This window comes from Neobacillus sp. BF23-41 (genome assembly GCF_041106275.1).
Window position 1 is genome coordinate 198,580 of sequence record NZ_JBGBPR010000004.1, and the last position, 23,404, is coordinate 221,983.

General features: G+C 40.8%; 23 protein-coding genes and 1 pseudogene. 7 read left to right on the plus strand and 17 right to left on the minus strand.

Annotation, left to right across the window (positions count from 1 at the left end):
* Positions 1-9 precede the first annotated feature (9 nt).
* The 5 genes from AB7942_RS09070 to AB7942_RS09090 all read right to left on the minus strand — a co-directional run bounded on the left by AB7942_RS09070 (position 10) and on the right by AB7942_RS09090 (position 3,964).
* Positions 10-261, minus strand: a complete 252-nt coding sequence (locus AB7942_RS09070) for a YusU family protein (RefSeq protein ID WP_098930878.1) — start codon at positions 259-261, stop codon at positions 10-12.
* Positions 221-1,000 (minus strand): siderophore-iron reductase FhuF, encoded by a 780-nt coding sequence (gene fhuF / locus AB7942_RS09075; RefSeq protein WP_369446581.1) that lies wholly within the window; start codon positions 998-1,000, stop codon positions 221-223. Before fhuF ends, AB7942_RS09070 begins: the two co-directional genes overlap by 41 nt.
* A complete protein-coding gene (locus AB7942_RS09080) occupies positions 993-1,811 on the minus strand; it encodes an ABC transporter ATP-binding protein (protein WP_369446709.1) in 819 nt (272 codons plus the stop codon). The genes fhuF and AB7942_RS09080 overlap by 8 nt, the downstream gene beginning before the upstream one ends.
* A gap of 96 nt (positions 1,812-1,907) precedes the next feature.
* Positions 1,908-2,963, minus strand: a complete 1,056-nt coding sequence (locus AB7942_RS09085; RefSeq protein ID WP_369446582.1) for a FecCD family ABC transporter permease — start codon at positions 2,961-2,963, stop codon at positions 1,908-1,910.
* On the minus strand, positions 2,960-3,964 hold the full coding sequence (locus AB7942_RS09090) for a FecCD family ABC transporter permease (protein ID WP_098930884.1): 1,005 nt from the start codon (positions 3,962-3,964) through the stop codon (positions 2,960-2,962). The genes AB7942_RS09085 and AB7942_RS09090 overlap by 4 nt, the downstream gene beginning before the upstream one ends.
* A gap of 245 nt (positions 3,965-4,209) precedes the next feature.
* Here AB7942_RS09090 and AB7942_RS09095 point away from each other — a divergent pair, with 245 nt between their 5' ends.
* Positions 4,210-5,205, plus strand: a complete 996-nt coding sequence (locus tag AB7942_RS09095; RefSeq protein ID WP_369446583.1) for an ABC transporter substrate-binding protein — start codon at positions 4,210-4,212, stop codon at positions 5,203-5,205.
* Positions 5,206-5,876: 671 nt separating this feature from the next.
* Here the strand turns inward: AB7942_RS09095 and AB7942_RS09100 are convergent.
* Together AB7942_RS09100 and AB7942_RS09105 are read right to left on the minus strand one after the other, a co-directional pair.
* Positions 5,877-7,046, minus strand: a complete 1,170-nt coding sequence (locus AB7942_RS09100) for an FtsW/RodA/SpoVE family cell cycle protein (protein ID WP_088089520.1) — start codon at positions 7,044-7,046, stop codon at positions 5,877-5,879.
* A 132-nt stretch (positions 7,047-7,178) separates the two neighbouring features.
* The gene (locus tag AB7942_RS09105) at positions 7,179-7,943 is read right to left on the minus strand and encodes a DUF4931 domain-containing protein (protein ID WP_369446584.1); all 765 of its coding nucleotides are present in this window, start codon (positions 7,941-7,943) and stop codon (positions 7,179-7,181) included.
* A 204-nt stretch (positions 7,944-8,147) separates the two neighbouring features.
* Here AB7942_RS09105 and AB7942_RS09110 point away from each other — a divergent pair, with 204 nt between their 5' ends.
* On the plus strand, positions 8,148-8,930 hold the full coding sequence (locus AB7942_RS09110) for an undecaprenyl-diphosphate phosphatase (RefSeq protein WP_369446585.1): 783 nt from the start codon (positions 8,148-8,150) through the stop codon (positions 8,928-8,930).
* Between the two features lie 127 nt (positions 8,931-9,057).
* Here the strand turns inward: AB7942_RS09110 and AB7942_RS09115 are convergent, their stop codons facing one another.
* Positions 9,058-9,720 carry an FMN-dependent NADH-azoreductase gene (locus AB7942_RS09115; protein WP_369446586.1) on the minus strand — a complete coding sequence of 221 codons (663 nt, stop codon included), beginning with the start codon at positions 9,718-9,720 and terminating at the stop codon, positions 9,058-9,060.
* Positions 9,721-9,949: 229 nt separating this feature from the next.
* Here AB7942_RS09115 and AB7942_RS09120 point away from each other — a divergent pair, with 229 nt between their 5' ends.
* The 4 genes from AB7942_RS09120 (at position 9,950) to AB7942_RS09135 (ending at position 13,264) form a co-directional block, all read left to right on the plus strand.
* Positions 9,950-10,897, plus strand: a complete 948-nt coding sequence (locus tag AB7942_RS09120) for a substrate-binding domain-containing protein (RefSeq protein ID WP_369446587.1) — start codon at positions 9,950-9,952, stop codon at positions 10,895-10,897.
* The gene (locus tag AB7942_RS09125; RefSeq protein WP_369446588.1) at positions 10,891-11,757 is read left to right on the plus strand and encodes an ABC transporter substrate-binding protein; all 867 of its coding nucleotides are present in this window, start codon (positions 10,891-10,893) and stop codon (positions 11,755-11,757) included. The genes AB7942_RS09120 and AB7942_RS09125 overlap by 7 nt, the downstream gene beginning before the upstream one ends.
* A 68-nt stretch (positions 11,758-11,825) precedes the next feature.
* Positions 11,826-12,524, plus strand: coding sequence for an ABC transporter permease (locus AB7942_RS09130; protein WP_369446589.1), 699 nt, complete (start codon positions 11,826-11,828; stop codon positions 12,522-12,524).
* On the plus strand, positions 12,521-13,264 hold the full coding sequence (locus tag AB7942_RS09135; RefSeq protein ID WP_369446590.1) for an ABC transporter ATP-binding protein: 744 nt from the start codon (positions 12,521-12,523) through the stop codon (positions 13,262-13,264). Before AB7942_RS09130 ends, AB7942_RS09135 begins: the two co-directional genes overlap by 4 nt.
* 287 nt (positions 13,265-13,551) lie before the next feature.
* Here the strand turns inward: AB7942_RS09135 and AB7942_RS09140 are convergent, their stop codons facing one another.
* Positions 13,552-14,925, minus strand: a complete 1,374-nt coding sequence (locus tag AB7942_RS09140) for a HAMP domain-containing sensor histidine kinase (protein WP_369446591.1) — start codon at positions 14,923-14,925, stop codon at positions 13,552-13,554.
* Positions 14,903-15,613, minus strand: a complete 711-nt coding sequence (locus AB7942_RS09145; RefSeq protein WP_369446593.1) for a response regulator transcription factor — start codon at positions 15,611-15,613, stop codon at positions 14,903-14,905. The genes AB7942_RS09140 and AB7942_RS09145 overlap by 23 nt, the downstream gene beginning before the upstream one ends.
* 348 nt (positions 15,614-15,961) lie before the next feature.
* Between AB7942_RS09145 and AB7942_RS09150 the strand changes: the two genes are divergently transcribed.
* Positions 15,962-17,323, plus strand: coding sequence for a HAMP domain-containing sensor histidine kinase (locus AB7942_RS09150; RefSeq protein WP_369446594.1), 1,362 nt, complete (start codon positions 15,962-15,964; stop codon positions 17,321-17,323).
* Between the two features lie 35 nt (positions 17,324-17,358).
* Here AB7942_RS09150 and AB7942_RS09155 read toward each other — a convergent pair whose 3' ends face one another.
* From AB7942_RS09155 to nadE, 7 genes and pseudogenes are all read right to left on the minus strand, one after another.
* Positions 17,359-18,876, minus strand: coding sequence for a flotillin lipid rafts scaffold protein FloT (locus AB7942_RS09155; RefSeq protein ID WP_335399163.1), 1,518 nt, complete (start codon positions 18,874-18,876; stop codon positions 17,359-17,361).
* Positions 18,877-18,890: 14 nt separating this feature from the next.
* Positions 18,891-19,433 carry an NfeD family protein gene (locus AB7942_RS09160; protein WP_369446595.1) on the minus strand — a complete coding sequence of 181 codons (543 nt, stop codon included), beginning with the start codon at positions 19,431-19,433 and terminating at the stop codon, positions 18,891-18,893.
* Positions 19,434-19,700: 267 nt separating this feature from the next.
* Complete coding sequence (locus AB7942_RS09165) at positions 19,701-20,435, minus strand: amino acid ABC transporter ATP-binding protein (RefSeq protein WP_369446596.1); 735 nt, start codon at positions 20,433-20,435, stop codon at positions 19,701-19,703.
* A gap of 15 nt (positions 20,436-20,450) precedes the next feature.
* Entirely contained in the window at positions 20,451-21,149 is a 699-nt protein-coding gene (locus AB7942_RS09170; protein WP_369446597.1) for an amino acid ABC transporter permease, read from the minus strand.
* Positions 21,136-21,966, minus strand: a complete 831-nt coding sequence (locus AB7942_RS09175) for an amino acid ABC transporter substrate-binding protein (RefSeq protein WP_306298972.1) — start codon at positions 21,964-21,966, stop codon at positions 21,136-21,138. The genes AB7942_RS09170 and AB7942_RS09175 overlap by 14 nt, the downstream gene beginning before the upstream one ends.
* Positions 21,967-22,145: 179 nt before the next feature.
* Positions 22,146-22,378 (minus strand): annotated as a pseudogene (locus AB7942_RS30535) (hypothetical protein); the annotation flags it as partial.
* Positions 22,379-22,464: 86 nt separating this feature from the next.
* Positions 22,465-23,286 (minus strand): ammonia-dependent NAD(+) synthetase, encoded by an 822-nt coding sequence (nadE, locus tag AB7942_RS09180; protein WP_369446598.1) that lies wholly within the window; start codon positions 23,284-23,286, stop codon positions 22,465-22,467.
* Positions 23,287-23,404: the final 118 nt, after the last annotated feature.

The following is a 23,404-nucleotide window of genomic DNA, read 5'->3' on the forward strand; positions in this document are numbered from 1 at the left end:
GTATGAATTTTAATTTTGAGAAGATGAGCGATGTTGTTCATTCATGACTTTTATTTCATTAATAATCTGCATCATTTCTTCCTTAGCATCCGGGTAGAGCCCATTCCAGTGCTTAGCCAGAGCAGGCATCGACTTGGCAATATGAGAATACAATGCCCATACCTTCACCTTCTCCTTCGTTTCATCAGTGGATTCTCCAACCAAAAGTTCACTATATTTTTCAAGCAAAGCTTCGAACTGCTTCACAAATGCTTTCTCCATCATGACACCTTCTGTCCTTCACAATTTGGGTACATGGGCAGGTTTTGCAGCGCTTGCCTGCCGGCAGTTGGTATGTAAAACAACAGGTCTTTCTTACTCTTACCTCTGTATCCCATTCTTCCAAATATGTCTTTTCAGCAAAGTACTTTTGCAGTGGATTTAAGTTGTAGCGACCAAATAACTTTCCTTCGGCTTCTAAAATTAAGTAGCGAAAATCCTCTGCAACTTGATCATAATCTTTTAGTTCGGTTTCATAGAGCCAAAATAAGTAGACAGCGATATTTTCCCACAGGATTAACTTCGAAATACCGATTGTTTTTTCCAGTTGTGAGATCAGTGGAAAAATGTTCTTTTCAAACAGATCTTTAAAAACGCTGGCTCGCCATTCAGAACGGTCGTTGCCATCCCAGTCCTGAACAGTAACATCGTTAAATGAAATCGCCGGAAGCCAATCTCTCCCTCGAACAGCCGACTCCATTTTTATATTATCCAACGTTACATTTAGCTTTTTATTCAAAGCAGTCATCGCATAAAGAGATATCACGCCTAAAAAGGCATAGCGTTTAATAAAAATGGAAGCAGCTACTTTTTCAGATGGAGCCTCAATGGCATCGGTTAAATTTTTCAAAAAGTCCTTGAGGTACGATTCATCTAAGAGATCGGCAACCTTGAATGAATGCTCTAAGTTGGCCTTGAATCTGTATTTTTCCAATTGATTTTCCACGAATAACTTAACCATTCATCGCTACCGCCTTTTCGAGGATACATCTTCCCTTTCCATAAGGAATGCAGAGCGGTGTCCCAAATAGAGGGTCCATTGTTACCTCACAGTCCATGCCAAAAACATTTTTGACAAGGCTGCAATTAATCACATGTTCCGGTTTTCCTTGGTCATATACCTTCTGATCCTTGAGAGCCACGACATTATGGGCATAACGGCAGGCCAGATTGAGATCGTGAAGTACCATGACAACGGTCCGCTTCTTCTTTTCATTTAGTTCAAACAGCAAATCAAGGATTTCGATTTGATGGGTCATATCCAGGTAGGTAGTCGGTTCATCTAATAGAATGACATCAGTATCCTGAGCCAGTGTCATCGCAATCCAGGCACGCTGTCTTTGACCGCCAGAGAGCGAATCAACCGTTCTTTCTTTCAGGTCCTCTAATCTTGTTGCCTTAAGGGCGTCATTGACCTTTTTCTCATCTTCCTCTGACCATTGTTTTAACCAGGTTTGGTGTGGATAGCGGCCTTGTTTGACGAGCTGCAGGACGGTTAGACCTTCAGGTGCTGAAGGCGATTGTGGTAAAATTGCCATCTTTTTCGCAATGTCCTTCGTCGACAGCTTGGCAATCGCTTTCCCTTCAAGCAAGACAGCGCCAGACTTTGGCTTCAAGAGACGAGCGATTGAACGAAGCAGAGTTGATTTTCCGCAGCCATTTCCGCCAATAAACACGGTAATTTCACCCTTTGGAATCTTCAAGTCTAATTCATCAATAATGAGAGTCTCCCCATAGGATAGTGATAAATTCTTCGTTTCAATCGCATTCATCATCTGACAGCTCCTTTTTGACTTTTTGGTTTGCTTCTTGTCTAGCTCCAGCGCCCAGCGATTAGTGTACTTCGCTAAACGGACGCTTCCGCTTTCCTAGGGATTTCTTGTTTTAAAAAGTAAGTAAATAAAATACGGTGCCCCGATGCCAGCGGTAAACACTCCGGCTGGGACTTCTAACGGTGAAAACAACGTTCTGCCAATTAAATCAGCGATCATGACAAGAATCCCGCCAATCAAGGCGCTCGCTGGAAGCAATGCTCCAAACGATGAACCCACTAACCTTCTCGCCATATGAGGTGCCATTAAGCCGACAAAACCGATGCCCCCGGCAAAAGCAACGGAACCTCCAATCAAGGCGGTGCTGATCATTAATAATAAAAACCGTTGTTTTTGAACCTTGCCGCCTAATCCAGTTGCAACCTCATCACCGAGCTCTTGGATATTAATCGTCCGTGCTACTGCCAAAGCAATTATCACGAAGACAACCGTCCACGGGACAAGGATGGCAACATTACTCCAATTGGAACCGTACACGGTTCCGGTAATCCATATATTAGCTTGGCTCGCCTGGTAAATCGGGCCCATTACCATGGTTAAAGTAGTGATCGCTTGCATTAGCGTTGAGATCCCAATTCCAATCAACACAAGCCTGATCGGTGAAACACCATTTTTCCAAGCAAGAAAATACACTAAAAATCCTATCACTGTTGCACCTATAAAAGCAGCTAATGGCAGCCATGCGATACTTACCGTTAATGAATGATTTTTATCACTAAAAATCGCTAAAAAACTTACAACGGCAGCGGCTGCTCCACCTGTAATCCCTAAAACATCAGGGGAAGCTAGCGGATTTCGGATCATTCCTTGTAAAATACCACCTGCAATCGCTAGTGAAATACCAACCATTAAGGCGACAATAATTCTTGGGAGGCGAAAAGATGTAATAATAAGCTTTTCCATCTCAGGTCCGCCGCCGAATAACACTTTTATAACTGTAAGAGGGTTAATCTTCATTTCACCGCTTCCCGTGCTAACCACAAAAACAAAGAATGCAACGAGGAGTAGGATGGAAAAAGTTAATGATGCTTTTCGATCAACTAAAAAGGACATTTTTCCATTAAAAAGGCGGAAATTTTTATATTTACTCATCGTCCATTGAACCCCCTTCTTGCGATGTAAATGAAGAATGGAGTTCCAATGATGGCTGTCATGACACCAACAGGTACCTCAGACGGCATGAAAATGTATCTTGCGGCGATATCTGCCGCGATTAATAGGATCGCTCCTAATACGCCTGAAAATGGGATGACCCAACGATGATCAATCCCAACAATCGATCTAGTAATGTGTGGGACCACAATACCCACAAAACCAATTGGACCTGCGACAGCTACAGAACCGCCCGCTAGTAAAATAACAATTATGCCTATGGCGATTTTGATAAGTCCTGTGTTTAAACCCAGCCCCTTGGCAACATCTTCCCCCATGGACAGGATATTCATTTTACCAGCAATTAACACGGCACCAATCCAGCCGATCCCAATATAAGGTAAAACCGAGACAAGCGTCTCTAATTTTCGACCCTGGACAGAGCCTGCCAGCCAAAACAAAACCTGATCAAGCATGACCTCATCCAACACTAGTAATCCTTGAGTAAAGGAGGAAAACATCGCTGACATCGCAGCCCCTGCTAATGTGAGCTTCATTGGCGTTAAACCTTCACGTCCAAATGAACCAATGGCGTAAACACTTATCGCTGCAACGGCAGCTCCTAAGAAAGCAAGAACGCTAAACGCATTTAAACTATTTACAGAAAACACAGTCATCGCTACGACAACTGCAAATCCTCCACCTGCATTAATCCCAAATATTCCAGGTGATGCAAGCGGATTCTTTGTTAATGTTTGCATGAGGACACCGGCAATGGCCAGGCTAGCGCCGACGGCTGAGGCGATTAACGCTCTAGGCAGCCTTACGGTTTGAATAATGATATGTTCATTGGATCCGTTATTTTTAGTAAAGGCATCTACTGCTGTTTGCCAGCTGGTATCGGTATAACCATAAATGACACTGGCACACATAAATAACACCATTCCCAAGACGGCAATTATTAATCCAATCCATTTTGATGAAGTACTTTTTAAGAGCATATCTATGGAAACCTTTCTAACTTCTTACTAGAATTAATTAATTTAAGTCTATCTCCAATTGATAATCATTGTCAATGACTTTGAAAATCATTTTCAATTATAACGTGTTCTGTTCACAAAAATGTAAATAATTTTGATAATCATTTTCAATTAAACCGTTGACATATCGGTACTACTCAATTTATGATTAAGTTGTCATTGAAAATGATTATCATTAACAATTAGCTAAGGAGGATACATAAACAATGAAGGCAATCAAGACAATACTTACTCTTTTTTCAGTTATGACCATTTTCTTATTAGCTGCTTGCGGCGGCGGTAATGAGGCAAAAACTGTTGAAAAGAAAAATGAAGCAAAAACTACTACAGAAAAATCTTATACGGTTGAGCATGCGATGGGATCAACCACAATTAAAGGTACGCCTAAAAAAGTCGTTATTCTCACAAATGAAGGAACAGAAGCTCTTCTGGCTTTAGGTATAAAACCTGTAGGGGCTGTACAATCTTGGCTTGGAGATCCATGGTATGATCATATTAAAAAGGATATGGATGGCGTAGAGGTTGTTGGAGTTGAGGGTGAAGTAAACGTGGAGAAAATTGCCTCGTTAAAACCTGATTTGATTATTGGAAACAAGCTGCGTCAAGAAAAAGTGTATGACCAACTAAGTGCAATTGCTCCTACAGTTTTTTCCGAAACACTTAGAGGCGATTGGCAAGAAAACTTTAAATTATATGCAAAAGCTTTGAACCTTGAAGAAAAAGGGAACAAAGTCTTAGGTGATTTTGATCAACATGTAGCAGATTTAAAAGGAAAACTCGGCGATAAAGTAAATCAACAGGTTTCTGTTGTTCGTTTTATGGCTGGTAAATCTCGTATTTATTACACTGATTCTTTTTCTGGTGTTATTTTTGATAAATTAGGCTTCAAACGTGCTGCCCAGCAGGAAGCACTTTTCACTCCGGATAATAAGCTTGGTTTACTCGCTGTAGAGGTAGGCAAAGAAGTCATTCCTAAAATGGATGGAGACCTGCTTTTCTACTTCACCTATGCGCCACCAGGTGATAAAGCAGCCTTAGATACTGCAAAAGAATGGACAAACGATCCACTTTGGAAAAATTTAAATGCTGTGAAGAGTGGAAATGTTCATGAGGTAAGTGACGCAACTTGGAATACCGCGGGCGGTGTTCTGGCTGCAAATATTATGCTCGATGACCTTGAGAAAATCTTACTAAAGAAATAAGCAATTTTTATCAAAAACCCTCCCATTATATATTAGAAAAGAGCAAGGCTTGCCATGGCCTCGCTCTTTTTGTTTACTTTGAATATTTTTTCTGCAGATTTGAACGGGGATTTTGCCGACCTGGCCTAGATACCCATAATTATGTGATATAGCTCTCCTATCCTGGCGGGATTCCGCTAACTTTTCTGGTTTTTCCGCCAAACTTATCCGGGATTCCGCGAATTTCTCAATTTATTCCGCCAAACTTATCCGGATTTCCGCGGACTCCCCGATTTATTCCGCCAAGCCAGAATAGACACCCCATAAAATGCGGTATAGTTCTCCTATCCTGGCGGGATTCCGCTAACTTTTCTGGTTTTTCCGCCAAACTTATCCGGGATTCCGCCGACTTCTCAATTTATTCCGCCAAACTTAACCGCAATTCCGCCAAATCCTCGGTTTATTCCGCCAAGCCAGAATAGACACCCCATAAAATGCGGTAGAGTTCTCCTATCCTAGCCGGATTCCGCTAACTTTTCTGGTTTTTCCGCCAAACTTATCCGGGATTCCGCCGACTACTCAATTTTATCCGCCAAACTTAACCGCAATTCCGCCAAATCCTGGGTTTATTCCGCCAAACACCAATTTCAAGCACAAAAAAAGAGCGAACCCACTTCGCTCTTTTTTCTATATTAAGCTGTTGTCGAAAACATGTACTTTTTATAATGGTAGCGAATCGAAAAAATTAAGCCGAGCCCGAACATGTTCCCCATTAAGGCGCTGCCTCCATAACTGATAAACGGTAGAGGAATCCCTGTAATCGGTAGAACGCCAATCGTCATCCCAATATTTTGGAAGACGTGGAAGGTGATCATGCTGATGACCCCTACGCAAATATACGTATAAAAATTATTCTTTGTTTCCATACCAACCTTGGTAATATGATAAACCAATAAGAAAAACAGACTAATCAATACACTTGCCCCAATAAAGCCATATTCTTCGCCAACGACACTAAAAATAAAATCCGTTTGACTTTCAGGCAAATAAACTTCACGGTTTCCCAATCCTTTACCGCCCGTTTGGCCTGATCCGATCGCAAGTAATGATTTTGTCAACTGATAGGCGTCCGATCCTTGGTAACTATAAGGATCTAGCCAAGAATAAATCCGACGAAGCTGATATTGGCCCACCCCAAGGTACTTTTCCAAAACTTCTGGATGCCATAATACAAAGTAAAAAATCGTTCCAATTAACGCCATACCTACTGCAAACAATGGTGTGAGCAGCTTCCACGAAATCCCCGAAATAAATACCATCCCTAATAATATCGCTAAGAATACAAGCGATGTCCCTAAGTCCTGCTTGATAATAAGTGCTAAAGGGACCATGGTTACAATGCCAAGCTTAACTAAAAGCCAAAAATCCGTTTGCATGGTTTTTATTTGAGTTTTGAGGTGATGATCTTCAATCACGCGCGCAAGAGCCAATATAATGAAGATTTTAACAAACTCAGATGGTTGGAGGGTACCAATGCCAGGAACCTTAAACCAGTTTTTCGCCCCATTGATAACTGGTGCGATGCTTTCCGGGGCAACAATTAAAAATCCAAGCATAAGTATTCCAAACCCATAAGCATACCAGGTTAGCTTTCGGAGTTGATCTGAATCGAGGGTCATAACCCCAGTGATAATCCCTCCACCAACCGCGTACCAAACAATTTGCTTGATTAAAAAATTCTCCTTGTATTGTCCGCTCGCCTGCGCACTAAAAATTGCTAAACAGCTCGCTAAAAACAGTAATATCAATATAAAAACAAGATTGTAATCAAGTTTTGAAGTTTTGTCGTTATTTGAAGTCATATCAGTTCCACCTTACTATGAAATGCTGCATTCCTTCATTATATTTTTATTATCAGTAAATCACAACTTCTAAACTGTGAATGGTTTAATTTACATAAATTAGAAAGCGGAAGCGCCCATAGTTTTTTCTTCTTATTTATTAAAGTAGATCCGCTGCAATTCCATAGCCATCCATTCCAGATTACTTGGAACTTGTGGAATGCCGTATCCAATAAAAAGCGGGGTGGTCACAAAGCGCGAAACAACCTTTGCATAGATTTTATTTTCAATATGATGAAAAAACAAGTTATAGCTCGTTGCTTTGAATGGAAAATGGTTCAAAATATAATGAACAGCCGTTTGCAGGTAATCCGAAAACTTTTCCTGGTAACACGAATCATCCATTTCAATATTGAATTCATAAAATCCAACACGGGGCTTTGTCGACAGCGTAAACCGGGCTTCCGCTGTTTCATCAATTACAATCCCTTCAAACATTTCATGGGTTACCTTCTCTTTATAATCAATATCATCCAAGCCAATGATTTGCATATGAGGATGGGAGAGCGTACCTCCTGACAAAGGTCCATGGTTTTTGAAGAAGATCACAGATTGATAGCGGCCAGTTTCCTCCATAGCTAACCAATGCTTGATTCCAAATCTCATCAATTTATGTAAATGCTCTTTTGGGTAGGTCGATAATTCACCATGACAATCATCCGTTTCAATTAACACCGTTTGATAGGTATTTTCTAAAACAGGATATTTATTTTTCAAAAGAATAATCGGTTCGTCCACAGCGATAAGGTTCGTTAGTTGATCTCTTTCGCAAAATGGACAGGCCTGGTCTTTGTTTCGAATATTTTCGGGCTTCATAACACCGATCGACGTATTAAAATGAAGATGTGAATTTTCCAAATGCGTTTCTCCTCTCGAACGAGTATATTTCTATTTTATGGGAGGATGCCATCCAATTGCACTTATTTTGTTTAGACATTAGATATTTTCATTGCCTAATTGGAAACGGAATCCTAAAATAGAATACGATTTCATTAAATAGGTAATTTTAGCATATCTTTTAAATGTACAGGCTTAACATTTCTTTAGAATGTGAGGGTAACTATGTTAACAAAATTAGAAGCACTAATTCTGGGGATTATCCAAGGTTTAACCGAATTCTTGCCGATCAGCAGTACTGGCCATCTTTATTTAGGAAGAAATTTATTCGGCTTACAGGAAGCCGGACTCTTGCTCGATACGATGCTTCATGTCGGCACATTGCTGGCTGTTTTTGTTTTTTATAAGGATGAATTTATAAAAATTATCAAAAACCCGTTTAGTAAGTTAACCTTTTTGTTGATTGTTGGTACCATCCCAGCGGTAATCTTTGGACTTGCGTTTAAAGATTATATCGATGAAATTTCGAAAACTGGGGTTACGATTGGCTGGGAGTTTTTAATTACGGGGATCTTCCTGTGGATCGCTGATTCAGCGAAAAATGGCTACAAGAAAATGGATGATATCAGCTATAAAGATGCCCTCATTATCGGTACCTTTCAGGCCGTTGCGATTATGCCTGCGATTTCTCGTTCAGGGATGACGATCGTTGCGGCGCTTTGGCGAAAATTAGATCGTGAAACAGCTGCTTATTTTTCCTTCTTATTGTCCACACCAGCCATTGCTGGCGCGATTGTCCTGCAAACGAAGGATTTACTCAGCGGTCAAGGTGAAGAAATCTCCTTGTCGGCATTGCTCGTTGGTATTGTCGCTTCTGCTGCCTTCGGTTATGTTGCCGTTAAGTGGATGATTGGCTATTTGAAAAATCATTCCTTAAAACCATTTGCAATTTATGTTTGGGCATTAGGAGTACTTGTGTTAGTTTTCCAATTTACAGGTAAATTTTAGTGAGTTAAGGTTCAGAAAAATAGTTTCGCAAACAAAAATGGGTTTTCCGCAATTAGGATGAGAACTCATGCGATATTTATAAAAAAACAACGAAAAAGCGACTCGACAGCACTCGAGTCGCTCATTTTTATAATGAAACTGGCAATTTCGCCATTTCTTTAGCTGCTTTTGCTGCTTGTTCCTTCGCTTTTGCCATAATTTCAGGAATCATCTTTGGATTATGATCCATTCCCTCGGCAAATACCGTTTCCATTAATTCAAAGCCAAGGAATTCAAGGGCTTTACTCAAATAACGGTCACCCATTTCAAAATCAACCATTCGGCCGATGGAATAAATGCCTCCGCGTGTTTGAATGTGAATTGCCTTTCTTCCGGTAAGAAGTCCCTCTGCACCGTGTTCAGAGTAAGTAAATGTTTTCCCCGCAATAAATAAGCAATCCATGAAGGATTTTAAAATTGCGGGTGCACCAAGGTTCCATATCGGTGTAACAAACACATAGTAATCCGCATCAATAAAACGGTCTGCCAGCGCATGCATTTTTTCTAGTTTCGTCCGCTCTCCTTCTTTAAGCTGATCTTTTGTATAGCCCATAAATGATAGTTTTGCACGTGCATAAAGTAAATCCATATCAATCTCAGGGATATCCATACTATATAAGTGCATATGCTCAATTTCCACATCAGGCTGTTCCTTTTTGAACTCTTCTAAAAATACTTCCCCAATTTGCATTCCTTTTGAAAGTTTACTATCATTTTTTGGATTTGCTGTTATATATAGAAGCTTAGACATTTAGATCCGTCCCCTTTTTCGCAAATTTAATATTCTCTCCTTATATTACAATATTTGTCTATGCTCACGATTGAACAATGAGTGAAGTTTGTGAAAATCTTGTGAAAACTTGATTGTTTTTTGAACAACTCATGACAATCCCAAACGAAACTTAACAAATCTTAACAAAAGTCACTTTTATTATGCTATTCTTTTTATAAAATAAAAACTGGAAAAAGGAGGGTGACATATGGGTGAGAAGGCTTATACACCCGATGAAGTGGCCCAAATCTTTCAAATCTCAAAGCATACGGTTTATGAGTTAATTAAAAGAGGTGATCTGCAGGCATTTAAGATTGGGAACAAAATGAGAATTGAACAAGCTGAGCTGGAAAGATTTAAAGAGAACACAAAGGCTCCCGCCAAAAAAAGTCTATCTGAACCAACAGAGACTCCATGTAATCCGTCCCAATCCATTCGATTATCAGGCAGTCACGACTTTCTGGTCGAACATTTCGCGAAACAAGCAGCTACAGCATTATACTTGCAAATCCAGCCCTCATACATAGGCAGTCTTGAAGGGTTAATGATGCTATACCGGGGCCAATGTGATATTGCTGCAATTCATTTACTCGATCCAAACTCACAAGAATATAATCTGCCATTCATTCATCAACTTTTTGTATACGAATCAATTTTGGTGCTTAGATTAGCGGCAAGACAACAAGGCTTTATTGTCGCGAAAGGCAATCCGAAAAATATTCATGATTTTCCTGACCTGACGAGAAATGATGTTCAATTTGTTAATCGCCAGAAAGGGGCAGGAACACGATTTTTACTTGACTCAAAGCTTTCCAGCTATGGAATCGATCCTAGTAAAATTAGCGGGTATAGCAAGGAGGAGTGGAATCATTTATCTGCTGCCTCGCACATTTGCAGGGGCATGGCTGATGTCACCTTCGGAATTCAGTCGGCTGCAAGCCATTTAGGATTGGACTTCCTCCCAGTAGCGAAAGAACATTTTGACCTTGTATTCCGCTTCACCTCTGAAAATAAACAAAGTTTAACAGACCTAATTCAGTATTTACAATCTGCTAGTTTCAAAGACAGTTTAACGGATTTGGAAGGATATGATATATCAGAATTAGGAAAAATCACCTATCAAACCAGTCAAACGGAGGAAACAAAAACATGTTAAAAAATCGTTATCTTGGATTCTTATTGGCGATGCTGCTAGTAATTTTAGCCGCGTGCGGAAATTCTGACACAAAAGATTCAGCAGAAAAAGTAAAAAAGACTGAACCTATGGCAGCACCAACTGAAATGATCCTTGCCACAACAACAAGCACACAAGACAGCGGCTTACTAGATGTCCTGATCCCAATGTTTGAAAAAGAAAACAATGTAAAAGTAAAAACCATTGCAGTTGGTACAGGGCAGGCATTAGAAATGGGAAAAAAAGGGGAAGCAGATGTCCTTCTTGTTCATGCTCCAGCAGCTGAAAAGGCAGTTGTTGATGCCGGTGATGCCATAAACTACAAACGCGTGATGTACAATGATTTTATTCTCGTAGGACCAAAGGAAAATCCAGCAGGTGTCAGCGGTGACGACATTAACGCAGCTTTCAAAAAATTGTCTGATTCGAAAGCTACTTTCGTTTCACGAGGTGACGATTCTGGCACACATAAAAAAGAACTTGGTATCTGGGCAGCGGCAAGCATTAAACCGGCTGGGGAATGGTACGTTTCAACTGGACAAGGCATGGGGCAAACCTTACAAGTGGCCGCAGAGAAAAAAGGCTACGTCTTAACTGACCGCGCTACATGGCTGGCACAAGAGAAAAATTTGGATACCCTTCAAATCGTCGTTGAAGGCGGCAAAGATTTAATGAACATTTACCACGTGATGCAAGTAAATCCTGAAAAACATGACAAAATTAATAGCAAAGATGCTGAAAAATTTGTACAATTTATGGTAGATGCGAAAACACAAGATGTGATTGAAGATTTCGGTAAGAAAGAATACGGTCAATCATTATTTATTAAGTATACAGAATAGTAGATGAAGGCCCTTTTTTAAGGGTCCTTCTGTTTATAAAGCTATAGAAAATCCTGGAGGCACTTTAAATGGAACTACTCATTGATGGACTAAAAAAAGCGATAGAGATGCTCCTTTCTAGTGATCAGGAAGTATTTGCGATTACCTGGCTCACTCTTAAAGTTTGTCTAATTTCCATCCTGATTAGTACCTTGATAGGATTGCCGCTTGGCATTTTTCTTGGATTAACTAGATTCAAAGGCCGCAGACTTCTATTATTATTCATCAATATTGGTTTAGGGCTGCCTCCTGTTGTTGCTGGACTTTGGATTACGATGCTTTTATGGCGCTCGGGTCCGCTCGGAGACCTTACCCTGCTTTATTCACCAACAGCGATTGTCATGGCACAAATATTAGTGAGTTTGCCGATTGTCACCAGTCTAACCTGCACAGCATTTCAGCAAATTAGTGAAAAAATGCTTCTGCAAATTAAAGCACTTGGAGCAACAAAACTACAGACCTTATGGATTCTCATTAAACAATTAAAAATTGCGGTATTGGCAGCAATTATGGCTGGCTTTGGCCGGGTCATCGCTGAGGTTGGTGCTGCGATGATGGTCGGCGGGAATATCCAAAGCGACACGCGCATTTTAACGACGACGATTGTGATGGAAGTTTCAAAGGGGAACTTTGATATTGCCTTAGCGCTATCGTTTATATTATTATCGGTTGCCCTGTTGATTACGGCAGCGTTAACATTTTTACAGCAAAGGAAGCGAATATCATGAACCCCTTAATTGAGCTGCAGAACATTACGTATAAAGCCCATAATAGAATCATTCTTGATATTCCTGAATTTCAGATTCAGACCGGGGAATTTCTCGGTATCATGGGACCAAATGGTGCGGGGAAAAGTACGCTGCTAAAGTTGCTGGCGTTTCTTGATCAGCAAAATAGTGGTGAAATCCTTTACCGAGGACAGGCCATTCCTAAGGGGAATGCACCGCTTGAGCTGCGAAGGAAATTCTCCATTGCTCTCCAGCAGTCCTTATTGTTAGATGGAACTGTTTTTCATAACATTGCGATAGGTTTAACCTTAAGAAAAGTCTCCAAATCGGTAATCAAGGAAAAAGTGGGGCACTGGATGGAGTTATTTGGGATCAGTCATTTGGCGAAAAAAAATGCGCTATATTTATCCGGCGGCGAGGCACAGCGGGTCAACTTAGCGCGGGCGATGATTGTTGAACCGGAGATTCTGTTTTTAGATGAACCTTTTTCCGCTTTAGATTTTCCAACAAAAATTAGGTTAATGGAAGATTTCAAGCAAATTATTGACGATGCCAAGACAACGGCTGTTTTTGTCAGCCATGATCTGATGGAGGTCAATTATCTCACGAAACAGCTTGCAATCATTGTAAATGGTGAGGTGAAACAAGTAGGACTAACCCCACGCGTCCTAGAACATCCGAATTCCTCCACTGCATCCTTCCTAAATGAGTGGAAAAAGTTTTACCCCGTTGCACGTTAATTGACAGTTCCGGTTTGGAGCTGTTTTTTCTTTTGGCTCTGTTAACCTTGGCTGTTGATTTCCGCTCCAGGCGCGTGCGGTTCGCGGGCGGTCCGGAGAGCCTCCTCGGCGCTAAGCGCCTGTGGGGTCTCCCCTGTCCCGTCCTCCCGCAGGAGTCTCCGCGCCTTCCGCTCCAATCAACTTGAACATAAAATCAACAATGACATTTAACACATCCTTTTTTTTTCAAGAGTGAATTGCACAGAAGGCCCCCGCGCACTGCAGAGGCCTTCTTCGTGTATTTAGGGTTAGTCTTCCTGAGGAAACCACAAAGTAACGCTTGTTCCCTTATTTAACTTGCTTTTTACTTTTATGACGCCCCTATGCGCATCCATTAAGGCTTTTACAATCGAGAGGCCAATTCCAACTCCTCCGGTTTTGCGGTCTCGTGATTTGTCCCCGCGATAGAAGCGTTCGAATATATGCGGAATATCTTCCTCAGCCATTCCTGATCCCTCATCTTGAATCTTGAAGCCGACATAGCCAGACATATCCGTTTGGACAGAAATGGTGACGTTTTTTCCTTCCGGTGTATACTTTAGGGCATTATTGAGGATGTTTGACAGGATTTGCATCAAGCGATCCCTGTCTGCTTTAAACATTTCGTCCTGAACAGGTTCTTCAATATGGAGATGGACACCCTTCTCCGTAAACAACGGCAGAAAAATCTCAAATAACGCGGCCAGCACACTTCCTGCATCCAATTCCATTTTTTCAAGTCGAATCTGCGGATTTTCAGCGGCAAGAAGCTTTTCTAGTTCATTGACGAGCCTAACCAACCGCATTAGCTCTTCATGGGTTGTCTGCAAACGCTGTGGAGTCGGCTCCCAAATACCATCCTGAAATGCTTCAATTTGACTTCTCAATGTGGCCAGCGGTGTGCGAAGCTCATGGGCCAGATCACCCGTAAAATGCTTTCTCAGGTTTTCTTCCTTTGCCAACGACACCGCAAGATTATTAAATGAAATCGCAATGTCCTTTACCTCGGTGGGCAAGCCCGATAATGGAATCCGAATATCAAGATTATGATTCTGCAGCTCATTTGCCGCAAACGATAGCTTCTGTAATCCTGAAGTGAGTTTTTTGGAAAAAAGCATACTAAAGATAATCGCCAGCACGAGCGTCAAACAAACGGCTGCATAAATGTACAATTGAATCGTTTGGATAAATGTATACTCATCATCGATTAAACCTTTCGGATAGATGGCGACAAGTTTCCCAATGATATTATCATCTACCCTTAGTGTATAGGTTTGGGAATGCCATTCTTCACCATTTGGAGCAGGTTCAGCTAACCCGAAGCTATTCAACATGCCACGGATGTTCGAGGAATCCATTTGCAATTGCCCCAGCCGATCATACAATTGGAAGTAAAGCTGATCGGTCATCGCATGTTCGTGCAAGAGCCCAAACACGGGGTCACTGGTGAAATGGCCATTTTTTTTATAATCCTTTTCAATTTCCGTGATAATCCGATCAATCTTTTTTTCCCGATTGTGATCTAAATAGCTGCTGAAACTCTCTTCAAATCCATATTGGATAAAAAAACTCACAATGATGATGGCAATCATTGAGATGAGTATTAAATAAAAGAGAATTTTAGACCGGAGCGTTTGCAGCATCTAATACGCCTCCAAATTTGTAACCCATCCCGAATACCGTCACGATAAAATCTGGCTGCCGTGAATCCATCTCAATTTTTTTACGAAGATTTTTGATATGGGTATCCACACTGCGTTCATAGCCCTCATAATACATGCCTTCATCCTGAATCTTTTCAAGCAAATCCATCCGGCTGTAGACCCGGCCCGGATTCACCGCCATATTGGTTAACAGCTTATATTCAATCGGTGTTAGGGTAATATAGTCTCCGTTTACGGTTACTTCCTTTTTTATTAAGTCAATGACAAGCCTTTTCCCATTGAATTCAAGTCGTTCTACTTTCTCCGACTTTTTCACACGCCTTAAAATAGCTTGCACGCGAACAACGACTTCCCGCGGGCTAAACGGTTTGGTTAAATAATCATCCGCACCCATCACGATTCCGTTGATGCGGTCATCTTCTGCCGATTTGGCGGTCAGCATCAGGATTGGCACGTCCGATTCTTTTCGGACCAGCCGGCAAACTTCTTCACCTGATATATCGGGCAGCATTAAGTCTAATATGATTAAATCAGGGTTTAGTATTTTTACTTTTTTCAAGGCATCTATTCCATTATCGGCACTATGAATTTCATAGCCTTCTCTTACTAAATAGGCTTCAAGAACCTCTATGATTCTACGTTCATCATCTACTAATAATATCTTCATTTTTACCACTCCCCACATAATAACTATATCATTTCAAGTCTGTGATGTTTGTAACTTCACAAATTCACCACAAGTTCTTCATAACATCTTCAATCTTTCTCGGTAAGATGTGAGTGTAGTTAGGAATGAGGGAATAACTAAAAGGAATCCCAAGTTTTTGTTATCACCTCATTGATGCAGTAGTTGGTTCAAAACCATCTTACTCATCCCAAATTTAACCTCTCTTTTTTATATAGTTCGGACGTCCCAATCGGTGGGGCGTCCATTTTTTTTATTAAATTTGCTACAAAATAAGGCGCTCGTACAGCAAACTCTATAGTATGCTTAGGGAGTGAGGTGCTTGGAAATATGAATAAAATATCAGTTAAAATAGGCGTTCTATTTTTTATTGCAATCTTTATACTAGAAGGCATTTCGATGTTTTTTTTGCATAATAATATCATTCATTCCCGGGTTCATGAAGAGTTAACTTCTCTCCAGACACGAGGGAATAATCACCGTGAGATCCTCGAGGCTTCATTTCATGATGAAACCATTCGGCACATTGCCATAATGGAGGCACAGACCGATACACAGGTGATTCTGACAAAACCAGATGGAACGATTTATATGTCGTCCAATAAGGTTGCAGATGAAATGAAAAAAATCATGAATATTAAGCCAAAAAGTGTGCCACACGAGGGTTTGATTTTAGAAGACGACTGGAAAAACGAAGCTTATATCGCTTCCATTAGCCCAGTAATTGTTGATAATAAAATCAACGGTTATGTTTATATGTTTCAAAATACAAAAAAAATCAAAAATTTAATTTCCGGACTTAACCAGCATTTCCTGATTGCTGGCCTGCTTTCCCTCTTGTTTATGATTATTATCATTATCTTTTTGACCAGGTTTGTCACTCACCCGCTTATTCAAATGAGTGAAGCAACAAAACGGATCAGCAAGGGTGATTTCTCCGTCTCCCTGCCAAACGTTGGTAAAGATGAAATCGGAGAGCTCGGGGAATCCATTAAGGTGTTAGCAAGTGATTTAGAAATTCTAAAAAATGAACGGAATGAGTTCCTTGCAAGCATCTCGCACGAACTCCGTACTCCACTGACTTATATTAAGGGCTACGCAGATATTGCCCGCCGACAAGGAACGAACAATGAGGACAGAGATAAATATTTAGGAATTATTTTTGAAGAGACTGGCAAGGTATCGAAACTAGTGAAGGAATTATTTAATCTCGCAAAAATGGATGAAAATACTTTTTCAATAGAAAAAGAAGAGGTTCATCTATTACCTTATTTTCAAACAATCATTGAAAAAGTTTCACCGGCTTTCTTGGAGTACCAGATCGAAATCGTTCTCGAATGCCCGGATCATCTTTATGCAAAAATTGACCCGATGCGCTTTGAACAAGTGATCCTCAATCTGATTGATAATGCACGGAAATATTCGGAGCCGAAAACTAAAATAGACGTCGTCGTTAAAAGAATCGACGGAGCGATTCACATGATTGTTCAGGATGAAGGGAAGGGTATCCCCGAAGAAGATTTACCGCGAATATTCGAGCGATTTTATCGTGTCGATAAATCACGAACGCGTGCTCTCGGCGGTACCGGACTCGGACTCTCAATTGTCAAACAATTAGTGGAGGCCCACGGCGGAACCATTGAAGTTTCAAGCAGCCACAATCTAGGAACGACCTTTGAAATCATATTATAAAAAATCCTTATCGCCATCGATAAGGATTTTTTTTCTTATTCTGCTTTTTTCTTCACTTCATCTGTCAATTCCTCAATGCTTTTTCTTACATTCGACTTGCCAGAGTAGTTTTCAATTAATTCCTTAACATCAATCCCGCTTGATGCTTTTAATGATTCTTGAAGACTAGCCATTAAATTAGTTGCATAACTGGTGATTTTATTGGCACCGCCATTCGCTCCAGAGCCGCCCGTATCGACAACCGTAATTTTATCAATATTGGATAAGGGGGCAGCGACTTGCTTCGCATATTCTGGGAGCATTTTGATAATCATGTCTAGGATTGCCGCTTGGCCGAATTGCTCGAATGCTTCGGCAATTTTTTCCTTGGCTTCGGCTTCTGCTAAACCTTTTAAGCGAATAATTTCTGCTTCCGTCGAACCCTGTGCCTTTTGCGCTTCCGCTTTGGCGAGACCATCCAATCGAATCCGCTCTGCTTCCGCTTTAGCCATTGCTTCGATTCGATATTTATTTGCTTCTGCTTCTGCCATTTCTTTTGCCTTATTTGCGGCAGCCGATTGTTCCACAGAATAACGGTCGGCGTCCGCCTTTTTCTTCACTTCCGAATCGTATTGACGTTCGCGACGTTGAATTTCTTTTTCTTCCAATTCAATTTGTTTCTGTCTTTCGATAATCTTGATTTGCATTTCTTGTTCCATTACTTCTTGTTTCGAACGTGCACTTTCTAGGTCGTAGGCTTGGTCAGCACGTGCTTTGGCGACATCTTGTTCACGGCGGTACTCGGCAATTTTCAAAAGATTGATTTTTTCCGCCTCAGCAATTTCTGTGGCCCGCTCTAACTCATTCCGCTTTGCTTCCTTAGAAGCCTCTGCTTTTTTAATACGGGTTTCTTTATCCGCTTCAGCTGTGGCAATATCGGCATCTCGTTTAACTTGAGCGATACGCGGTTTCCCAAGGGAATCAAGATATCCATTTTTATCGCGAACATCCTTAATCGTAAACGAGACAATCACTAAGCCCATTTTAGCCAGATCTTGTGAGGCAACTCTTTGAACCTCTTGTGAAAATTTATCGCGATTTTTATAGATTTCTTCTACGGTCATTGAGCCAAGGATCGAGCGTAGATGGCCTTCAAGAACTTCCCTGGCTTCACTTTCGCGATCTTCCCTTGGCTTTCCAAGATACTGCTCGGCAGCAGTCGCAATTTCACTAATCGAACCGCCGATTTTAATAATCGCTACCCCATCGGCCATGACCGGAACACCTTGCTCAGTATAGACCTCTGGAGTCGTTACTTCTAGTTTACTAGATAGCAAGCTGAGTGGTTTTGCCTGTTGGAAGACTGGTAAAATAAACGTACCGCCGCCGCGGATAATTTTGATTTTGTTTCCGGATTCGTCCACATGGACATTTCCGTTGCCAAGGAAGCTTCCTGTCACAATCAAGGCCTCATCCGGCCCTGCAGTTCTGTACTTGGTAATAAAAACGCCAATTAAAGCTAGAAAAATAAGTGCAACAATCCCAATAATAACCCAGATAATGTTAAATTCCATTTCCTAAAACCTCCCTATAAAAAACTCTCTAATTGATGATGAACCGTTACTTGCAGGACACCATTTTCTACTTGGACCACAAGGACATTCGTACCGCTTGGAATCGTGTCCCCATCAAAGCTTGATGCTGGCTTGGCAATTCTGCCGCTTGTACTGTCAATCATTACTTCCCCATACCCGTCAACAGGGATGGTGGTAATTACTGTCCCAGTCCGGCCACGCAAATCTGATTCTTTATAGACTAGTGACTCCTCCACACCCGACAGCGGGACAAGAACAAAGACATTTAATAACGTCACCACAATCAAGGATGCAGCAGCCGAGATGCCTAAAATGAGTAAATAATGTAATGAAGAAAGTCGCTCAAATAAATAACCGCTTGCCGATAGGATGGTTATGAAAGCGAAAATCAAGACTGGGTTAAGAAAATCGAGTCCGTCACCAAACCCATGAAAATGAAAGACATCGGCAAACAAGACATAAATTAAGGTTAATACCCCGGAAATGATTAACCCATATAAATAAATCGTTTCTAAAGGAATGCTAAATGGTTCCATGCGCATCAATCCTTTTCATTCATATAAAAGGCATTTTTTCATTTTTTGCTACGTAACCACCACTCCTCATCCATAAGCATCATCCTTTCTATGTATCTACCTTAAATACGGTTAGATTATGGAAAAGTTTCACTTTTTTATTAAAATTTACCGGTTTTATTTTATACTTCGATAATGCTTGTCGAAGACCTGCCGTGCTATTAAGAAGAATCTATGAACATTTTCACTTTAAAATAAAAAAGTGCCATAGCACATGGCTACAACACCTTATTGAATCATATTCAAGAACTTCCTTGTTCGTTCTTCTTTTGGATTGGTGAAAATTTCTTCTGGCTTGTTCCTCTCGACAATCACACCTTGGTCCATGAAAATGACTTCATCGGCCGCTTCGCGGGCAAAGCGCATTTCATGGGTAACAACGATCATTGTCATTCCCTCCCTAGCAAGGTCCTTCATGACCTTCAATACTTCACCAACCAGTTCAGGATCAAGTGCGGACGTCGGCTCATCAAAGAGCATTACCTCTGGTTCCATTGCTAGTGCCCGGGCAATGCCGACACGCTGCTGCTGACCACCGGAGAGCTGGGCGGGAAAGTAATCAATTTTATCACCAAGGCCCACTTTTTCAAGTAATGCTTGTGCTTTTTTCCTTGCAGCCTCTTTCCCCTCGCCTTTTACAATGATTGGCCCTTCCTTGACATTCTGAATAGCTGTTTTGTGAGGAAAGAGATTATAACTTTGAAAAACCATTCCAGTTAGGCGCCGAAACGAGGAAATTTGTTTTTTAGGTACAGCTTTAGAAAAATCCAAACTTTGACCTTCGATGGAAATAACACCTTTTGTCGGAGTTTCCAACACATTCAAACAACGGAGCATCGTTGTCTTACCGGATCCCGATGGACCGATGACAACGACCACTTTTCCTTTTTCAACGACGAGGTCAATCCCTTTTAACACCTCTAATTGACCAAATTGCTTATATAATCCTTTAATTGAAATCATCGTAAAACTCCCTCATTAAGACGTGTACCGGTCCATTCTCTTTTCCAAGTATCCTTGCAAGATCGAAAGGAAAAAGCAAATGACCCAATAAAGAAGCGCTGCCTCTACGTATACCAATAGAAATTCATAGGTTGTTGAAGCAATTTCTTGGGCCCGGCGAAACATCTCTGTTACAAGGACAACTGACGCAAGAGAAGTGTCTTTTACAAGACTAATAAATGAATTCGATAATGGCGGTATGGATACTCTTGCTGCCTGCGGAAGAATGATTCTTTTTAACGCCTGAGTATAGGTCATTCCAATCGAATAACCGGCTTCCCACTGGCCCTTAGGAATGGAGATAATCGCTGCCCGAATGATTTCTGAAGCATAGGCCCCAACACTTAGAGAAAAACCAATCACCGCGGATATAAATGGATCTAAGGTAACTCCGATATTAGGAAGTCCATAAAAAATAATAAATAACTGAACAAGCAATGGTGTTCCACGAATCGCCGAAACATAAAATCTGGCAATCCCTTGAAAGAATTTAACCTGAGAAATTCGGGCAAGAGCCGTTAACACCGCCAGAATAATCCCAATGATAAACGAAACGATTGTTAATGGAATGGTATTCATAATAGCACCCTCCAGCAGTGGCTGGAGGGAAGTTTTTGCAATATCGATTAACCTTGCCGTTCTCTCTGGGTCAGCAAAAATACTATTTAAGTACATCTTCACCAAACCATTTCTCAGAGATTTTTTTGTAAGTGCCATCGTCGACGATATCTTTTAGCGCTTTATTCACTTCGTCAACAAGTGTGTCACTTTTCTTTCTAAACATAAAGCCGCTTGAAGAAGCATCATTTGCGGTTGCAACAACCTTGATTGGCGCATCTGGCTTTTGCTTTTTATAGTCTAAAAATGAAAGCTTATCGTTAATGGTCACATCCACACGTTTTTGAGCAAGGAGCTCAACTGCTTGCTGGAAACCATCCACTCCAACAATCTTAGCTCCATATTTCTTTGCCATATCTGCGTAGTTACTTGTCATCGATTGAGCTGCATTTAATCCTTTAATATCTTCAAATGCTTTAACCTTATCATTATCTTTATGGGCAATCAGGACACCTGCTGAAGTAATATATGGGTCTGAGAAATCATACTTTTCCTGACGGTCTGGACGAATCCCAACTTCGTTAGCAATTATATCAAAACGCTTCGCATCTAATCCAGCAAACATCGCATCCCACTGGGTTTCTTTAAATTCAGGTTTAACCCCGATACGTTTAGCCACCTCAGTCGCAAGATCCACATCAAATCCAGTTAGATTGCCACTAGTATCATGGAAAGTGAATGGAGGATATGTACCTTCTGTTCCAATTAAAAGTGTTCCTTCATCTTTTACCTTTTTCAATAAATCATTATCTGCTTTTTCAGCAGTTTTGTTATCAGTTTTTTTATTATCTTTATCGGCATTATCCTTGCCGCATGCTGCTAGTACAAACATAAAGCTTAATAAGAGTGCAAAAATAATAGTAAGTTTTTTCACTGGTGAAACCCCCTAATTCAGATTGTTTTTATCGGATTTAATCATATTACACAGATTCGCTTCTGTCAAAGGAAAAGATGTGAACGAAATTAAAATTATTTTACCCTTTTTTATAAAAAAAAAACCTATCAGAGAACTTCTGACAGGTTAAAAATTTATTATGCTGATAAAATTTCTTCTTATTCTACCTTTGTTGGCATTTTTCTTCCCCAAAGTGGTCCATAAAAGAGGATTCCGCTCATTATCAAAATCATTCCGTAGGTGAAAGTTTTGATATCAGCCGTCCCGGCAATAATAACCCAAACCGAATAAATGGTGGACAGCAGGGCAATAATCCCATCCGTAACTCTTGAGCGATCTCCTTTATACGTCTACCAGTTACTACTAATTTCAGGTGATATACTGAAGAAATAATAATATAAGACCCACTGCAATTTGTGTCAATGGTTACTCTTTACTGCAAAAAAGAGACTGCTTGCTAAGCAATCTCTTGTCTATTTATTTCCACCACTCGTCAAACATGGTTGCTGGTAGTTGGCGTTTATGTTCAGTCATCTGATAACGATGTTCAATTTTCTCTGCGGCCTCTTTTGAAACTGGCTTTCCTTCCAGATAATCATCAAGTTCATCATATGTAATCCCTAACTCTGTTTCGTCGGCCTGACCAGGTTTTTGGTCCAGTAAGTCTGCCGTTGGTATTTTTAAATATAAACGTTCATCTGCACCTAGCTCTTTTAACAAGGCTTTCCCCTGCCGCTTGGTTAAGCCGCTGAGCGGAAGAATGTCAGCCCCGCCATCGCCATACTTCGTATAGAAACCCGTGACTGCTTCTGCTGCATGGTCCGTTCCAATCACAAGCAGTCCCTCCATGCCCCCGATTGCATATTGAGCAATCATCCTCATCCTAGCTTTTACATTTCCTTTTTGATAATCACTTAAAGGTGCCCCTTGATAACTTGTATCATATTCCTTTTGTACATCATCAACGGCTGTTTTGATATTAAAGACTGTCTCACGATCTGCACGGATAAAGGCTAATGAACGCTTAGCATCTTCCTCATCTTGCTGGACACCGTAAGGAAGACGAACAGCGATAAACAAGGCATCCAGTCCTTCGTTGCGCAGCTCCTCAACTGCCAGTTGAGCGAGGCGGCCTGCAAGAGTAGAGTCTTGACCGCCGCTAATCCCTAAAACATAGCCCTTTGCCTTTGTTTTGATTATGTAATTTTTCAAAAAATCAATTCGTTTCCGAATTTCTTCTTGCGGTTGGATGGTCGGACTTATGTTTAACTCCTTCATGATCTGTGCTTGCAAACTCATTTAGTGTTCCTCCTGACTCACAATTGATATATTAAATAATGTACCATAAATTTCTCTATTTCACTAAAAACTACAAGAAAGTTAGTGATTGGGGTAAATTATAATAAATAGTTCTTGG

Excerpts from the sequence above, each read along its gene's own strand:
- AB7942_RS09080 (WP_369446709.1), bottom strand. The coding sequence starts at position 1,811 with ATGAATGCGATTGAAACGAAGAATTTATCACTATCCTATGGGGAGACT.
- AB7942_RS09150 (WP_369446594.1), top strand. The coding sequence starts at position 15,962 with ATGAATAAAATATCAGTTAAAATAGGCGTTCTATTTTTTATTGCAATC.
- AB7942_RS09070 (WP_098930878.1), bottom strand. The coding sequence starts at position 261 with ATGGAGAAAGCATTTGTGAAGCAGTTCGAAGCTTTGCTTGAAAAATAT.
- AB7942_RS09120 (WP_369446587.1), top strand. The coding sequence starts at position 9,950 with ATGGGTGAGAAGGCTTATACACCCGATGAAGTGGCCCAAATCTTTCAA.
- AB7942_RS09085 (WP_369446582.1), bottom strand. The coding sequence starts at position 2,963 with ATGAGTAAATATAAAAATTTCCGCCTTTTTAATGGAAAAATGTCCTTT.
- AB7942_RS09135 (WP_369446590.1), top strand. The coding sequence starts at position 12,521 with ATGAACCCCTTAATTGAGCTGCAGAACATTACGTATAAAGCCCATAAT.
- AB7942_RS09165 (WP_369446596.1), bottom strand. The coding sequence starts at position 20,435 with ATGATTTCAATTAAAGGATTATATAAGCAATTTGGTCAATTAGAGGTG.
- AB7942_RS09145 (WP_369446593.1), bottom strand. The coding sequence starts at position 15,613 with ATGAAGATATTATTAGTAGATGATGAACGTAGAATCATAGAGGTTCTT.
- AB7942_RS09170 (WP_369446597.1), bottom strand. The coding sequence starts at position 21,149 with ATGTACTTAAATAGTATTTTTGCTGACCCAGAGAGAACGGCAAGGTTA.
- AB7942_RS09110 (WP_369446585.1), top strand. The coding sequence starts at position 8,148 with ATGTTAACAAAATTAGAAGCACTAATTCTGGGGATTATCCAAGGTTTA.
- nadE (WP_369446598.1), bottom strand. The coding sequence starts at position 23,286 with ATGAGTTTGCAAGCACAGATCATGAAGGAGTTAAACATAAGTCCGACC.
- AB7942_RS09095 (WP_369446583.1), top strand. The coding sequence starts at position 4,210 with ATGAAGGCAATCAAGACAATACTTACTCTTTTTTCAGTTATGACCATT.
- AB7942_RS09100 (WP_088089520.1), bottom strand. The coding sequence starts at position 7,046 with ATGACTTCAAATAACGACAAAACTTCAAAACTTGATTACAATCTTGTT.
- AB7942_RS09130 (WP_369446589.1), top strand. The coding sequence starts at position 11,826 with ATGGAACTACTCATTGATGGACTAAAAAAAGCGATAGAGATGCTCCTT.
- AB7942_RS09090 (WP_098930884.1), bottom strand. The coding sequence starts at position 3,964 with ATGCTCTTAAAAAGTACTTCATCAAAATGGATTGGATTAATAATTGCC.
- AB7942_RS09155 (WP_335399163.1), bottom strand. The coding sequence starts at position 18,876 with ATGGAATTTAACATTATCTGGGTTATTATTGGGATTGTTGCACTTATT.
- AB7942_RS09140 (WP_369446591.1), bottom strand. The coding sequence starts at position 14,925 with ATGCTGCAAACGCTCCGGTCTAAAATTCTCTTTTATTTAATACTCATC.
- AB7942_RS09115 (WP_369446586.1), bottom strand. The coding sequence starts at position 9,720 with ATGTCTAAGCTTCTATATATAACAGCAAATCCAAAAAATGATAGTAAA.
- AB7942_RS09160 (WP_369446595.1), bottom strand. The coding sequence starts at position 19,433 with ATGGAACCATTTAGCATTCCTTTAGAAACGATTTATTTATATGGGTTA.
- fhuF (WP_369446581.1), bottom strand. The coding sequence starts at position 1,000 with ATGGTTAAGTTATTCGTGGAAAATCAATTGGAAAAATACAGATTCAAG.
- AB7942_RS09125 (WP_369446588.1), top strand. The coding sequence starts at position 10,891 with ATGTTAAAAAATCGTTATCTTGGATTCTTATTGGCGATGCTGCTAGTA.